At 69.3% G+C, this 12,314-nt stretch carries 18 protein-coding genes; 9 read left to right on the top strand and 9 right to left on the bottom strand.

Features of this window, described 5'->3' with window-relative positions:
- Nucleotides 1–154: 154 nt before the first annotated feature.
- The gene (locus ACH4ZA_RS36150) at nucleotides 155–823 is read right to left on the bottom strand and encodes an HNH endonuclease family protein (RefSeq protein ID WP_398433355.1); all 669 of its coding nucleotides are present in this window, start codon (nucleotides 821–823) and stop codon (nucleotides 155–157) included.
- A 565-nt stretch (nucleotides 824–1,388) separates the two neighbouring features.
- On the opposite strand from ACH4ZA_RS36150, the gene ACH4ZA_RS36145 reads away from it, so the two are divergent.
- From ACH4ZA_RS36145 to ACH4ZA_RS36135, 3 genes are all read left to right on the top strand, one after another.
- The gene (locus tag ACH4ZA_RS36145) at nucleotides 1,389–1,994 is read left to right on the top strand and encodes a sigma-70 family RNA polymerase sigma factor (RefSeq protein WP_398433354.1); all 606 of its coding nucleotides are present in this window, start codon (nucleotides 1,389–1,391) and stop codon (nucleotides 1,992–1,994) included.
- Nucleotides 1,991–2,662, top strand: coding sequence for a hypothetical protein (locus ACH4ZA_RS36140; RefSeq protein ID WP_398433353.1), 672 nt, complete (start codon nucleotides 1,991–1,993; stop codon nucleotides 2,660–2,662). Before ACH4ZA_RS36145 ends, ACH4ZA_RS36140 begins: the two co-directional genes overlap by 4 nt.
- 379 nt (nucleotides 2,663–3,041) lie before the next feature.
- Nucleotides 3,042–3,242, top strand: coding sequence for a hypothetical protein (locus ACH4ZA_RS36135; RefSeq protein ID WP_398433352.1), 201 nt, complete (start codon nucleotides 3,042–3,044; stop codon nucleotides 3,240–3,242).
- Between the two features lie 193 nt (nucleotides 3,243–3,435).
- Here ACH4ZA_RS36135 and ACH4ZA_RS36130 read toward each other — a convergent pair whose 3' ends face one another.
- From ACH4ZA_RS36130 to ACH4ZA_RS36120, 3 genes are read right to left on the bottom strand one after another with little or no spacing between them, the layout of a single operon-like run.
- Complete coding sequence (locus tag ACH4ZA_RS36130) at nucleotides 3,436–3,960, bottom strand: DUF6233 domain-containing protein (RefSeq protein ID WP_398433351.1); 525 nt, start codon at nucleotides 3,958–3,960, stop codon at nucleotides 3,436–3,438.
- A 2-nt stretch (nucleotides 3,961–3,962) separates the two neighbouring features.
- Entirely contained in the window at nucleotides 3,963–4,319 is a 357-nt protein-coding gene (locus tag ACH4ZA_RS36125; RefSeq protein WP_398433350.1) for a nucleic acid-binding protein, read from the bottom strand.
- A 46-nt stretch (nucleotides 4,320–4,365) separates the two neighbouring features.
- Nucleotides 4,366–4,674, bottom strand: coding sequence for a DUF6300 family protein (locus ACH4ZA_RS36120; protein ID WP_398433349.1), 309 nt, complete (start codon nucleotides 4,672–4,674; stop codon nucleotides 4,366–4,368).
- A 136-nt stretch (nucleotides 4,675–4,810) separates the two neighbouring features.
- Here ACH4ZA_RS36120 and tpg point away from each other — a divergent pair, with 136 nt between their 5' ends.
- From tpg to ACH4ZA_RS36090, 6 genes are all read left to right on the top strand, one after another.
- On the top strand, nucleotides 4,811–5,404 hold the full coding sequence (gene tpg / locus ACH4ZA_RS36115) for a telomere-protecting terminal protein Tpg (protein WP_398433348.1): 594 nt from the start codon (nucleotides 4,811–4,813) through the stop codon (nucleotides 5,402–5,404).
- A 104-nt stretch (nucleotides 5,405–5,508) separates the two neighbouring features.
- Nucleotides 5,509–6,300, top strand: coding sequence for a hypothetical protein (locus tag ACH4ZA_RS36110; protein WP_398433347.1), 792 nt, complete (start codon nucleotides 5,509–5,511; stop codon nucleotides 6,298–6,300).
- Nucleotides 6,297–6,563, top strand: a complete 267-nt coding sequence (locus ACH4ZA_RS36105; protein ID WP_398433346.1) for a hypothetical protein — start codon at nucleotides 6,297–6,299, stop codon at nucleotides 6,561–6,563. Before ACH4ZA_RS36110 ends, ACH4ZA_RS36105 begins: the two co-directional genes overlap by 4 nt.
- Nucleotides 6,564–7,139: 576 nt before the next feature.
- Nucleotides 7,140–7,352, top strand: a complete 213-nt coding sequence (locus ACH4ZA_RS36100; RefSeq protein WP_078948051.1) for a hypothetical protein — start codon at nucleotides 7,140–7,142, stop codon at nucleotides 7,350–7,352.
- A 259-nt stretch (nucleotides 7,353–7,611) separates the two neighbouring features.
- Nucleotides 7,612–7,842 (top strand): hypothetical protein, encoded by a 231-nt coding sequence (locus ACH4ZA_RS36095; RefSeq protein WP_398433345.1) that lies wholly within the window; start codon nucleotides 7,612–7,614, stop codon nucleotides 7,840–7,842.
- Nucleotides 7,832–8,089: a hypothetical protein gene (locus ACH4ZA_RS36090; RefSeq protein WP_037680663.1), complete on the top strand. Its 258-nt coding sequence runs from the start codon at nucleotides 7,832–7,834 to the stop codon at nucleotides 8,087–8,089. Before ACH4ZA_RS36095 ends, ACH4ZA_RS36090 begins: the two co-directional genes overlap by 11 nt.
- A gap of 234 nt (nucleotides 8,090–8,323) precedes the next feature.
- On the opposite strand, the gene ACH4ZA_RS36085 is transcribed toward ACH4ZA_RS36090, so the two are convergent.
- The 5 genes from ACH4ZA_RS36085 to ACH4ZA_RS36065 form a co-directional block, all read right to left on the bottom strand.
- Nucleotides 8,324–8,713, bottom strand: a complete 390-nt coding sequence (locus tag ACH4ZA_RS36085) for a hypothetical protein (RefSeq protein WP_398433344.1) — start codon at nucleotides 8,711–8,713, stop codon at nucleotides 8,324–8,326.
- A 41-nt stretch (nucleotides 8,714–8,754) separates the two neighbouring features.
- A complete protein-coding gene (locus ACH4ZA_RS36080) occupies nucleotides 8,755–9,102 on the bottom strand; it encodes a hypothetical protein (protein WP_398433343.1) in 348 nt (115 codons plus the stop codon).
- A 112-nt stretch (nucleotides 9,103–9,214) separates the two neighbouring features.
- Nucleotides 9,215–9,697, bottom strand: a complete 483-nt coding sequence (locus ACH4ZA_RS36075; protein WP_398433342.1) for a hypothetical protein — start codon at nucleotides 9,695–9,697, stop codon at nucleotides 9,215–9,217.
- A gap of 320 nt (nucleotides 9,698–10,017) precedes the next feature.
- Nucleotides 10,018–10,464 carry a MarR family transcriptional regulator gene (locus ACH4ZA_RS36070; RefSeq protein ID WP_391318280.1) on the bottom strand — a complete coding sequence of 149 codons (447 nt, stop codon included), beginning with the start codon at nucleotides 10,462–10,464 and terminating at the stop codon, nucleotides 10,018–10,020.
- Nucleotides 10,461–11,165 carry a hypothetical protein gene (locus ACH4ZA_RS36065; protein WP_391318278.1) on the bottom strand — a complete coding sequence of 235 codons (705 nt, stop codon included), beginning with the start codon at nucleotides 11,163–11,165 and terminating at the stop codon, nucleotides 10,461–10,463. Before ACH4ZA_RS36065 ends, ACH4ZA_RS36070 begins: the two co-directional genes overlap by 4 nt.
- Nucleotides 11,166–12,314: the final 1,149 nt, after the last annotated feature.

Below are 12,314 nucleotides of genomic sequence, written 5' to 3'. Positions count from 1 at the left end.
CACGCGTGAGCGACTTCCCGTGCGTTCGTCCGAAGTCGGCCCTGGGCGGGGCCTACTCGCCGGTGTCGAGCCAAGACTGAAGCCCATGCGCGGAGCAGACGCCGAAAGGGTCCCGAGCCACGGGTTCGGAACCCTCGAGCGCGTATCTGCACGGTCAGCGGGCGAGAGTGACCTCGATGGGGGCGTTGGGGCAGGCATCGAGGATCTCGGAGATCGCCGTCTGTTCAGCGGGGTCGACGGCAAGGCCCCAACGAGTCTTGATGGCGACCCAGTCGGTGGCGTACGTGCAGCGGTAGCCGGTGGCCGGCGGCTGCCAGGTGTTGGGGTCCTGGTCGGCCTTGGACCGGTTGCTGGCGGCGGACACCGCGATCAGGGCGCGGGCGTCGTCGAGGTCGTTCGCGTACGCCTGGCGTTCGGAGGCGGTCCAGGTGGAGGCGCCGGAGTCCCAGGCTTCCGCGAGAGGGACCAGGTGGTCGATGTCGAGGGCGCGGGCCTGGGTGAAGTAGGTGTCGTCGTAGGGCGAGTACCAGGAGCCGCCGGTCAGTGCGCAGTTCGCGCCCTGTTCGGGGGCAGTGACGGCTTCCTCGATCAGCACCTCCGAGCGGGTATTGCAGCCGTCGCGGTCGGCGTCGGTCCAGTGGCGGAACTTGGTCCGCTCGTAGCCGGTGCGGTCCTCGTCCCGGACAGTGAGTGCGGTGAGGGCGTCGCGGACGGGCAGAGCGATCCTGTCGCCGGGAGCGGCGTGCGCGGCGCCTGGGGTGAGCAGAACGGCGAGCGTGGAGACGACGGCGGCCGCGGTGCCGATGGCGCGGGGGAGACGCACGGGCGGGGTTCCTCTCGAAGATCACCAACAGGTTCGCGATCTTCGTATCGGGCGCGGTCTCCTCCAGCGGGGGCTTTGGCGGTTGGCTCACCCGCTCGGGCGGTAAGTCACATCATCGCCCGGCGCCCTTCGACGAGGCCTCACCAGCGCCGGGTCGTCAGCAGCGACACCCCTACTCGAACGGGTGACGGCGGATCGGTTGTGCGCACACACGGCCGCCTGTGACGGCTTGCGCTTCACGAGATGTCCGCGCAGTAGCGAGCACAGTGTGAGCTATGCCACGAGTCCGACGATTCTTGAAATGAGAACTTTCGCGGCTTTCTGCATCACTGCAGCTCAGGCCCCATTCTCGAACACGTAAGCCAGCATAGTAATCACGTTCCGTTTATGGAGAAGATCGCAGAGTCACAATTTCCGAGGGTCGCATGAGTTTCAGGACCCCAAAAACGACAGGGTGGTGCGTGAGAGCCCCACCCAACGAGGGGCTCACGCAGGCCAGTTGGCCCGCGTCCAAACCCACCGGCCTCAACGGAGAGGAACCGGTGCTCACCGCCTGGAGGACTGCATGGGCAACGGCGACGTCACCACTGACGTATCGCCCCAGGACGGCGGCCACGGCCAGCCCGTCCAGGCCCCGCCCCCCGATCTGCCCCTCGACTTCGAGGGCTTCTACCTGGGGCACCAGGAGTTCTTCCACGACTTCGCGGAGATCCACCTCGGCAGCCGGCGCACCGCCGAACGCGTGGTCCACCAGGTGTTCCTGGAGATCCTCGGAGGCTGGGACGAGCTACTGCAGCAGGGCGACCTCGAACAGCAGACACTCGCCGTGCTGCACCGCGGCGTCACCCGCCACCTCGAAGAGGACGGACGCCCGCCGGCCTTCCTCATCAACGGCCCGATAGCCAAGAACCTCGAGGCGGTCCGCAGCCAACTGGAGCTCAACAGCAGCGCCGGCGGCCTGTACGAGGCGATCCTGGAACTGCCCACCCGCCAGTTCACCGTCATCGTCCTGCGCCACCTGCTCGGCTACCCCACCAAGCGGATCGCCCGCTACATGGGCCTGGACACCCGCACCGTCGACTACCACGGCCGCAAGGGCAAGGAACGCCTGCGCATCCGGCTCGGCCTGCCCGCGGCACCCAGCAAGAACAAGAAGGGGGCAGGACAGTGACCGCCATCGATGAACTCCTGGCCGACGCCCGCATCCCCACCGGGCCGCGGGACGGCTTCGACGTCGGCGCCGCCCTGCGCCGCCTCGCCGCCGACGCGGCCGCGGCCACCGCCAAGCCGCACCCGGACACCGTCCGCGCCGCCCAGGCCGGGCAACGGCTGTCCGTCGTGTGCCGCTGGATCCTCAACAAGCCCGACGCCGCCGACCACGTCGACCGCCTCGCCCAGGAACCCGAGACACTCACGGACGACCGCCAACTGGACGTCGACGGCGCCCTTGTCTTCGCGTGCCTCCTGCACCTGACCGACCACCGCGAGAGCGCCCAGTTCTGGTGGCAGCTCGCCGCCGGGGCCGGCCACCGGGCCGCCGCCTACTGCCTGCACCTGCACCACCTCGCCCTCGGCGAGACCCGCGAGGCACGGCACTGGCTGCACGAGGTCACCGACGACGTCCTCGACTCCGAGGCCCCCGACAGCACCTTCCTCGCCACCCTCGAAGCCGTCGCGACGTACGTACGCAAGACCGGCTCCAGCCGCACCAACGCCCCCACCGGGGTCCTGGAGATGGAAGTCGACCGCCTGGCCACCAACAAGACGGGCTCGTGCATCATCGTCCGGCGCCCCGACCGGCGCCTCGCCGACCAGCTGCACGACTTCACCCGACGCTGAACTCAGCGGGCACCGCCACGGCTTGGTGCACACCCAGAAGCTGCGACGGTTTGCGTATCCAGACGAGGAGTCGTACCTTCCGCGGCCTCAGCAATCCGAAGCATGTATGGCGGATCTCACAGCCTCATGCTTGCAGTCTCCTGACCAGCGATTTTCTAGGCACTGAGGGTCAGTGAGTCAACTAGTGACAACCAGAGGCAACCAGAGTCAACGAGCCCACCTGCCAGGTGACTTCGTTGACCCGAGTGTCCGTGCCGCATCACTAGACTGCTGTTCCACGCAAAAGGAGCCCTGCATCCCAACAGGTTTCCTAGGCCTCTGAGTTGGGAGGGCTCCTTGCGCGGTGTTCCAGCACGCCCGAAAACGAGAGGAACTCCGTATGGACGAGAGTAACGCGAAACGCCAGCCCAAGCACCCGTCCCGCTGGGACAGGCGATGTATCGAAACCATCCGCCACCTGGGGAAATGGGCGGTCCAGCAGGGACGGAATGTCCCGGGTGAGTTCCTACAGGGCGCGGCGTACAAGCTCGGCAGCGGCGCCGTGACCCTGATCATCCTGTGGTGGGAGACCCGGCACTGAGACCCTGGCGGGCCTGCCCTGGGGCAGGCCCGCCTTCTCCTCAACAACCCGCCGTTCGCCAACGGCAAGTCGGCTGCTGATCTCTTTGCCGGCGGCGTGCCGTGCCCCCGTTCTCGGCTTCGCCGAACCGGCACACGTCTCCGAGAACCACGTGCTGCGGGCAGCCGTGCCAGTGGGCCCACTCGAGGGAGGCTCAGTTGTCTGGATCGAAGCCCCGGTCGAATCCGCTCAGCAACGGCTCAAACTCCTGAGCGGCACCGCACAGCGAGCACAGCCTCACGCCGGCCTTCTCGGCAGTGTCCAGGGCGCGCTCCAGATTGAGCACCGGCGCGCCTTCCGGTGCCTCTGCACAGTCAGTGGTGTGCAGGACGCCACGGTCGGGCCCGGGGGCGTCCAGCTTCTGCAGCACCCAGCCCGTCGGCCGGCGCGGCCCGAGGACGTCACGCACTGACCGCGACGGCGGTGTCTTCAGGTACGTCGTGGGCACGTCGTCGTACGAGGCTCCCTCAACGCGCTTCACGTGGGCGGGAGCCTGCACCCACACGGTGTACCAGGCGGGCTCCACGGTCCCCTCAGCGGTGTTCTGCCAGGCCGGGACCGAGATACGGAACAGCCAGCCCTCGGGCGTCTGCTGGCGCTCGTGGAGGCGTCCTGTGACCTCCTGGCCGTCCGGGAGTACCACCGTGATGGGCGGCGGCTCGGACGGCGTGTCCGCCACAGCTACGCCTCCTGCTCCTGGCGGTCCGCGGCCGCCTCGAGGGCGTGCCTGAGCTTGCTGCGGGCGTCGGGACGCTCGGGGCCGGCCACGTCGTTCCAGAAGGCGTGCGTGAGGATCACGGCGGTGAGGTCGCGTTCCCGCTCCCGCAGCGCGGCAACCTCCTGCTGCTCCTGCTCCGACCAGCCCGGCGAGTCCGGATACGCGCGGGACGTGGCGAGCCAGTAGCCCTCGGGACGCTGCCAGGCCTGCATCGGCTCCACCGAGTACGGCAGCCGCTCGTACAAGGCCGCGAGGTCGGCCCGCACCTGGTTGAGGTCCCGCTGCGCGGTCAGGAGATCGTCGGGATAGTCGTACGCCACGGCCCAACAGTAGTTCGATCCGGCGGCCGCTCCGCCGACCGACGGCTCAGCCCTGCTCGGGCGGCGTCTCCTGCCAGTACCAGCCGTGTGCGGCCATGCACTCCTTCGTGAACTCCATCAGCAGGTGCGCGCCCTCCTGGACGCGGCTCACGTCATGACCGCCGTCGTTCGCGAACCACTGGACGAGAAGGCCGGCCGCCGGGCGGTCGACGCCGCCGATGTCGCAGACCGGGCACAGCTCCAGATGGATAGGACGTCCGTGTTCGTCGTCCTGGGGCGCCACACCGCTCATGATGAGATCGCCCCGGCAGCGTGAACACTGCGGCAGTCGGTCGGACAACCTGAGCAGTTCCATGGCCAGCCCCCTTGCTCTGGACGTGACCCTCCACCCAAGACCCGCTGACCTGCGGCGTCAACCCCTCCGACATGCAGCGAGAGTTCGTTCAGCCGCTGGCCTCTGTCCACAGGCGACCGGCCCGACGCTGCTCGGTATGGATGATCAGCAACGCGCCAGGGCGTCGGCCCTGCTCCGGCACAAGCTCTTCGACGGCCTCGGACGCGCCGAACGGGCCCTGTTCACCCGTCCGGCACCGAAATCCGCGCAAGCTCAGATGAAATTCCTCCTCACGCGCGCGAAGGGCTCCACGAAGGCCGTAGCCGAGCGCCTGGGCGTCTCCCGCCGCACGGTGGAGCGCTACCGCTCGGGTGCGATCAGGAAGCCGCAGAAGCGCCTCCAGAAGGCTCTGGTACAGGAGACCGAGTCACAGTGGCAACCGCAGGTCAGGGCACAGGCGAGGCAGCGCGCGGGCAGTTCTGCCGGGTTCGTCATCTCCTGCCGCGCCCACTTCGGATTCGGCCCCGAGGGAACCTCGGATGCGGGCCGGGTGCGGGACATCATGGTGGCCGTCTCGTCCTCCCACGCCCGCGCCATCCTGGCGGCACAGGAGTCCGGAGCGACGGACAAGGATCTGCATGCACTGGTTGCGGAGGCCATAGCGGACGCCTATTTCCGCCAAGGCGGTGGCGGGCGCGCGGGCATAGAGGTGCAATTCGCGGACGTGGAGTGGCTCGATATCAAGTTTTAGGCACGCCGAATTCAGGGCTGCTATAAACCTGTCTACGGCTGCCGCGCCCACCGCGCGGCAGCCGGATTTCCCGTCACCGTTTCCGCAACGATTGGGAGGCTCGTGTGAGCACCCCTGTTCCCCGATCCACCCGGCGTCCCCGCGTACCCGCGCCCGGCGCGGCCGCGCCCCGCCAGCCGGTCGACCGGGCGAAGGTCGGCCGCAGCTGGGTCCGCCGGCGCGCCACCGGCATGACCGCCGCGGAGGCCGCGGCCGCGCTCGAGGACGCCCGGCTGCAGCAGCACATCGACCGCGACCGCGAGGACCTGGCCGACGACGCACGCGGCCCGGCCGAAGTCGCGGAGTGGGAACGCATCGCGCAGCTGCTCGCCACCACCGGCGGGACGTACGACCCGAAGGCCGACGCCGTCGTCCAGGACGAGCTCGCCGCCGAAGCCGAAGCCCGCGCGGCCGCCGAAGCCGAAGACCGGGAGCTGCAGCTGGAGCAGGAGCGGCAGGAGTGGCTGCACTCCAACGGGCTGCCCGAACGCGCCCACATGCTGATGGCCCTGGAGAAGGCCGGCCTGCTCGGCAGGACCGAGGGGCGCTACGGCGCCGAAGGCCCGCTCGTACTGCACGAGCCCGAGGACCGCCACGCCCTCGACTACCTGAACGAGTACGGCGAGTTCTACGGCATGTTCCGCATCCTGGAGGGCCACAGCATGGCTCCTCCGAGCGACCTGGACGCCGTCCCCGCGTCGGTGCGGGCGCACAGCGCGCTGCTGCGGGCCATGGCGCGGACCGGAACGCTGGAGGACTTCGACGCGGGTCACGCGGTGCGCCTGGCGCAGGCCGACCCGGACGCCGTGCTCGCGCTCGCCGCCTGGATCGAGGCCCGCGGCCGGAGCAGCCGGTGAGCGCCGCCGACCACGTGATCGCCACGTGGGTGACGTCGACCGGCTGCGGCACCCGGTACGAAGACCTGACGGCCGACGGCGAGGTCCACGTCGACTACCGGCCCCCGCTGGGCGAGCCCTGGTTCGAGGGCGAGGACGACCCCGACTACAACCCGATCTGCTGGTGCCCGCGCGTCCCGAAGCAGTTCTGCACGGAGTGCGCCGGCTGCGCCGCCTGCGGGCAGTGCCGCGGCCCGCACATCTGGCCCTCGGCCCGGATCTGATCACGGAGAGTCGACCTCACAGGTTCCCGGCCCACCTGTGACACAAGCGGGAACCTGTGAGCCCGAATGCCCTATTCACCTGTGAGGTCGAACCCTCGTTTTCCCAGGTGGACAGGTTCATGTGAGGTGACCTGTAACCCTGTGACATGACAGCGCCCGGCACCCGTCACGCTCACCGAACGTGACGGGATTTGCTGTCACGCACCTCCAACGCCACTGTCACGCTCCCCGGTTGGAGCGTGACAGTGCCCGCGAGAATGCCCGCTAATGTCCGATTTTCTGGGCGTGGATCGGGCCTGCACCCCCCTCCAGGGCGGATCCGCGTGACAACGTGACAGCGTGACAGGGCGCCCCCGCCGGACCACCCGCGAGTCACGGTCCGTATTCGCGCCCGCAGGCCTCGCTCACCCCCGCCCGCCGCGTCCCTGACCTGCGCATTCAAGCCAGGAGGGCCCGCTTTGCCGCCAACCGAGGTCAACCTCGGAGCGGTCGTGGTCCTTTCGCGCTACACAAGAACACCGGAGTGAACGCGCGGTGCTCGCAGGGCAGTTGTGGACTTACGGGAGGTCCGGGCACGTGATCGTGACCATCAACGTGGCGGTGCTGCTCGCCATCATCATCGTGGTGCGGCTGCGCCGCCGTACGCACGCCCGGAGCCGGTTCGACGAGAAGATGACCGTGGTCATCTGCCTCACGTTCGGCGTGCTGATCGCCCCGACCGCGTTCGGGAAGTCGATCCTGGACGTCGTCACCCAGCTCGTGGAAGGCCTGTCGCAGTCCGGCCAATGACCCCGGCCTGACCCGCCCGACGGGACCCAGCAGCGCCGTCGAACCTGGGTCCCTGGGTCCTGGGTCCAGCCGGGGGCCGCGGATCTGTGTCATCGGCGCCGACCTGTGTCATCAACCCCCTGTTTTCCCAGGTGGTCGTGACCATCTGTGTCACTGTTCATCTGTGTCATCGGGCGGGGGTTTCGTCCGTACCGCAGACCGGCGCCGCGCCCCGGCGATACCGTGAGACCACACGCCAGAGACGCCCCGGGAGCCCTCGATGAGCCAGGAGCCGGCCGCCGCGCCCGACCGCCAGCCGATCGACGAAGCCGCCGCCGAATCGGTCCGCAAGTACGCGGCCGACCAGCGCGCGCGGGTCGACGTCCTCGCCTCCGTGCTCGAGGACATCGCTGAGAACGGCTACCCCTCGCCGGAGGCCGGCGTGCCGTGGGAGGTCGCCCGCGACGCCCACCTCGCCCGCCTTGCCGACGGGCAGGCCCGTGTCGCCTGAGCACGGCGCGCGGCGCTCCCGGGTCATCCTGGTGGAGCCCGCGCTCACGCAGCTGGCGAAGCTCACCGCCAACGAGACGCACCGCTTGGACCGTGCGATCGTCGCGATCAGCGTCAACCCCGCGCTCGGCACCGAGGTGCCCGGCACCCTGCTGCGCGACTACGTCGACGAGATCGACGGCGTGCGGGTGATCTACTACGTGACGGCCCTGGGGTCGATCACGATCGTCGCGTACGTTGAGGCGTAGGGCCTCCCGAGCACCCCGCAGCAGCGCCCCGGACACCACCCTCGTCCGGGGCGCTGCTGCTTGTGCTGCACGGTGCAGCGCCGGTTGCAGTGGGGGCCGCTGCTCGGTGTTGTCGGCTGCTGCTCGGGGGCGAGGGGAGTGCTGCTCGTGATGCCGGAGGGCTGTTGGCACTCCGGCCCTCGGGCCAGGCGGCACAAGGGTGCTGCTCGGGCAACGGGCCCGTTGCTGCTTGGGTCACTCTGCCGGGTCGGTGGCCCACCGTTCCAGGTCGCTCACCGGCTTGTTCAGCAGCGTGCGCCGACGGGACTGCGCGGTCGCCCGGCTCTCCAGGTGCATCGCCCTTGCCAGTTCGGTGTGCGAGATGTCCTTGGCCGTCGGCTGGCGCAAGGAGGCGTCCCGTACGGCCTCCAGCCGCTCCAGCAGGGCGGTGGTGCCGTCGATGGCGGCTGCGAGTTCGGCGGAGCTCGCGCGGCCCCTGCGCAGCAGCGCCAGGCCGTGCAACGCGGTGGCGAGCAGCGCGGCCAGCTGCTCGCCGTCGCTGCCGAGCACGGCGACGTCCTCGGCGGCGAGCGGGACCAGGAGCTGCTCCTGGTGGTCGTCGGGGTGCTCGGGCTCGGTGGTCATCGGTGGCCTTCCCGTGGGGCGGTGGCGGGTGCTGGCGGGGTCTAGAGCCATTCGAAGGCGCGGCGGACGTCGCCCGCGGCCCCGGCGAGGTTGTCGGCGTGCAGCCGGTCGTCGAAGTCGTACGGGTCGTCGACCGCTGCCATGACGCGCTCGGAGGCGGCGTCGAAGACGCTGGCGAACGCCTCGTGGACACCGGCGGCCTTGAGGGCCTGGACGATGTCGTCGTGGTCGGCGCCGCCGCGCCGGACGGCGTCGGCGAGCAGGTTGAGCGCGGCGGCCGCAGCCGGGGCGAGCACGGCCAGGTCCTCGCCGCCGGAAGTGCCGGCGGTCCGTTCGGCCGACGTCTCGACACTGCTGATCCGGGCGAGGGCCTTCGACTGCTGCTCCATGAGGACTCCGATCTGGTGCGTCGATGCGAGGGGGAGGCTGTGGTGAGTGGGGCCGCCGGAGAGCGATGACATTCCGAGTCGATGGCCCCGACGGCACGCGGGTGCGGCGCGGTCAGGCGGTTCGGGCGAGGTAGCCGGCGGCGGCGTCGACGAAGGTGTCGTGGGCGACCTTCGCGGCCTCGCGGGCGGCGGTCAGCTCCTGGGTGGTGGCGTAGGCGTCGCGCATCGCGTAGGTCAGCGTGACCATGTGGTCGGCGGCGGCGCGCACGGCCTGGTCCTCGATGAGGACGCGCAGCGCGACCAGCGGGCGGGTGACCGCGGATCGGGTCATGTGGCTCTCGCCGCGCAGGGCCTCGATCCGCTCGGTGCCGGCCTCCTTGAGGACGGCGTCGCCTCGCATCCACATCGCCCGGCGGTGGTTGCTGATGGCACAGGCAAGGGTGGTGACGGCCTCCAGGCGGTCACGGCGGATCGCCTCGCCGTGGCTGGCGCGGACGCCGCGTTCGGCAGCGCGCTCCTGGAACCGGCCGGAGACGATCGCGCCCAGCAGGGTGGCGACGATGGCGAGGGCGGCGGTGACGAGGGTGACTAACACGGAGAGTCCTCCCGCAGCTGTATGAACTTCAATACAGACTGTATGGAACTTCATACACCTAGGGAAGGGGGCCACTCATGATTCTTTTCGCCCCGCTCCCGACCTGGGCGTTTCCCGCCCACGGGAACCGTGCGTACGAATCTGAGACTCGCTGCCCGCACACGAAAGCGGCGCCGCGCCCCCGGTTGTCCCTGCGCGCGGGGACCTTTGTCCCTCCAGGCAGGGACCTCTGGTGTCGACACCGACACCAGACACACGAACGGCGCTGCACCGTGGGGTGCAGCGCCGTAGTGCCATCCCGGCCGGGCCGGGCGGCCGGGTCAGGAGACGGCTTTGAGGTTCTGGCGACGCTTGGCGTCTTCCCGGCGCCGGCGCTTCTCTGCGAGCTGGTCCTGGTAGGCGGTGACGGCCCTGCGGTAGCGGTCGACGAAGTCGGTGGAGTTGAGGCGCTCGTCCTTCGGCATCGCCTTGACGGCCGCGATGGCGTCCTCGGGGGAGGCGTAGGCGGCGAGCATGGCGTTGAGCTGGTAGACGCCGGCGCGCTGCTTTTTCACCAGCAGCGCCAGGTCCAGGTCGCGCAGGGCCGCGTTGACGGCCGTCCGGCTCAGGTTCAGCATCTGGGCGATGGTGCCCTGGTCGATCTCGATACGGCCGCCCGGCTCGCTGTGGGCGCGCAGCTTCAGCAGCACGCGGTAAGCCGCGGGCAGCAGATCGAGATCGGCAACGATGCCTTCCGCGTTGACGGCGGCGAAATGCAGACCGCTCACTGTTCGGCCCCCTTCTCCTTCAGCTGCGCCCGCTCCCGGCGCCGGCGAGCTCGCTCGTCTGCCCGTTCCTTACGCAGCCGCTCGATCTCCTGCCTCATCTTCTCCAGTGAAGGGAAGCGCACCAACTCGGGCAGGCTCTGGTCCGCGCGGATCTGCTTCAGGGTGACGTGCTGGTCGACCTTGATGTACTCGGGCTCCGTGGTCTCGGTGCCCGGGATGAACTCCGCTACGCGGTAGCTGTAGGGCGGGTTGAACTGGTAGACCCCGCGCTTCACCCGGAAGACGATGCCGTGCGACATGACCTCGCCCAGCGCCTCGGTCACCTTCGTGCGCGCCACGTCCAGGACGGTCGCCATCTCCTCCTGCGTCAGGGGGATCCGCCCGCCGGCCTTCTGGCAGGCGATCATCAGCAGGATCAGCCGCAGCGGCAGCGCCTCGCGGAAGAACTGCGCGATCACCAGGAAGAACTCCAGGCTGTCCATGGAGAACGCGTTCGGCTGCTCCGGCGTCCCGTAGAACTCCATCGGCTTGCGCTGCTCGCCCAGCGAGAGCTTCCGGCCCGGGTACTGCCGCGCGACGTCGTCCAGGTCCTTGACGGGCCGTAGGGGCCGGTCCCAGGCCTCGGAGGGATCGTCCAGCGGCAACTTCGGCTGCGGCGCCCCCTTGGCGCTCGGACGGCGGCGCTGCGGCTCACTCGACACGAAGCTGCTCCCACGTTGTTGATCTCCGGACGCGCAGCAGTATGTCAGCTCTGCTTGAAACCGATGTCGCTCCGACACGACATGCCGCGCAAGTTGTGTCCCCCCAGGGGGGACAGATCTCCCCCCTGCCCGCCCGGCGGTCGGCCCGCCAGACACATCCGTCCCAGATGTTGCCTGTACTTGACACAGGCGCTCGGAACGTGTCGCCTCTAGTTGACATTGACCGGCCGATGTGCCCCCTCAGTCGAGACAGATCGACCGCGATATGTCCCGTCACCCGGTACACATCGCGCTATCCGCAACGCGCTGACCTGCGGATTCTTGATCTCGGTAAGTATCAAGTGGTTGAGGTCTTCGCGCAGGCGCGGGCCGGACCCTCTGTGGCTGGGGCGGCTTCGCGTGCGGGCCCGTGGGTCCGCGCAGACCGTAGGCGGCATCAACGGCTCTGAGTCTCGGGTGGTGCCGACCGTGACGGACAAGCAGCAGCAAGGGCGTGGCAAGCGCCACCGGTGGGTTCCGCCGCCCGGCCCGAGGGGCCGTTCGGCTCCGGTACCTCCGCACACCGAATTTCGAGGTTCCCATTTCTGAGGTTCCGTTCTGTGGCTAAGGTCAGTCCAGCGAAGGTGAATTCTTTAGCATCTATCTGTGCTGGCTTTCTGTGAAATGCAATGGCGAAATCCAGCGGCCTTTATCGGGTGCAGCGGTGCGCCCTATCGGTTCCAGACTCTATCTAGCGCCTCAAAGTGATGCACGCGAATCGCTGCCGATCACTCGATGGGAGTAGGTCAGCTTCAGAGGCTCGGGACCCCGATGCCCCCTCACCTCCCTTCACCCCGCCCGGGATTGACCCGGCCGCACCTCCCCCTCTCACTGCTGCCGCTTTTCTCCTCAGTTCCCCTACGGGCCGGGTGGGTTGGGGCTGGAGCGGAGCGGAGGCCCCGTTCCGGGCTCGGGCTCGAGCGGCCGCAGCGCGGCCGCTGGCGCGTGGCGCGCAGCGGCTCGCGCCTAACTCGCGGGCGCAGCCCGTGAGTTGACGCCATGCCACGCAGTGGCATGGCTGGCGCGCTCGCGGAGCGGGCGCGCAACGGTTGCGCGCAGCGCGACCGTTCGCTTGCTCCGGGCGAAGCCCGGAGGGACCCGCTCCGCGGG

The sequence above is a fragment of the Streptomyces sp. NPDC020597 genome (genome assembly GCF_044335095.1).
Classification (GTDB): domain Bacteria; phylum Actinomycetota; class Actinomycetes; order Streptomycetales; family Streptomycetaceae; genus Streptomyces.
The sequence above is the reverse complement of the archived record's forward strand: the minus strand, read 5'-3'. Positions and strand labels throughout refer to the sequence as shown.

Excerpts from the sequence above, each read along its gene's own strand:
- ACH4ZA_RS36145 (WP_398433354.1), top strand. The coding sequence starts at position 1,389 with ATGGGCAACGGCGACGTCACCACTGACGTATCGCCCCAGGACGGCGGC.
- ACH4ZA_RS36135 (WP_398433352.1), top strand. The coding sequence starts at position 3,042 with ATGGACGAGAGTAACGCGAAACGCCAGCCCAAGCACCCGTCCCGCTGG.
- ACH4ZA_RS36120 (WP_398433349.1), bottom strand. The coding sequence starts at position 4,674 with ATGGAACTGCTCAGGTTGTCCGACCGACTGCCGCAGTGTTCACGCTGC.
- tpg (WP_398433348.1), top strand. The coding sequence starts at position 4,811 with ATGGATGATCAGCAACGCGCCAGGGCGTCGGCCCTGCTCCGGCACAAG.
- ACH4ZA_RS36095 (WP_398433345.1), top strand. The coding sequence starts at position 7,612 with ATGAGCCAGGAGCCGGCCGCCGCGCCCGACCGCCAGCCGATCGACGAA.
- ACH4ZA_RS36085 (WP_398433344.1), bottom strand. The coding sequence starts at position 8,713 with ATGACCACCGAGCCCGAGCACCCCGACGACCACCAGGAGCAGCTCCTG.
- ACH4ZA_RS36080 (WP_398433343.1), bottom strand. The coding sequence starts at position 9,102 with ATGGAGCAGCAGTCGAAGGCCCTCGCCCGGATCAGCAGTGTCGAGACG.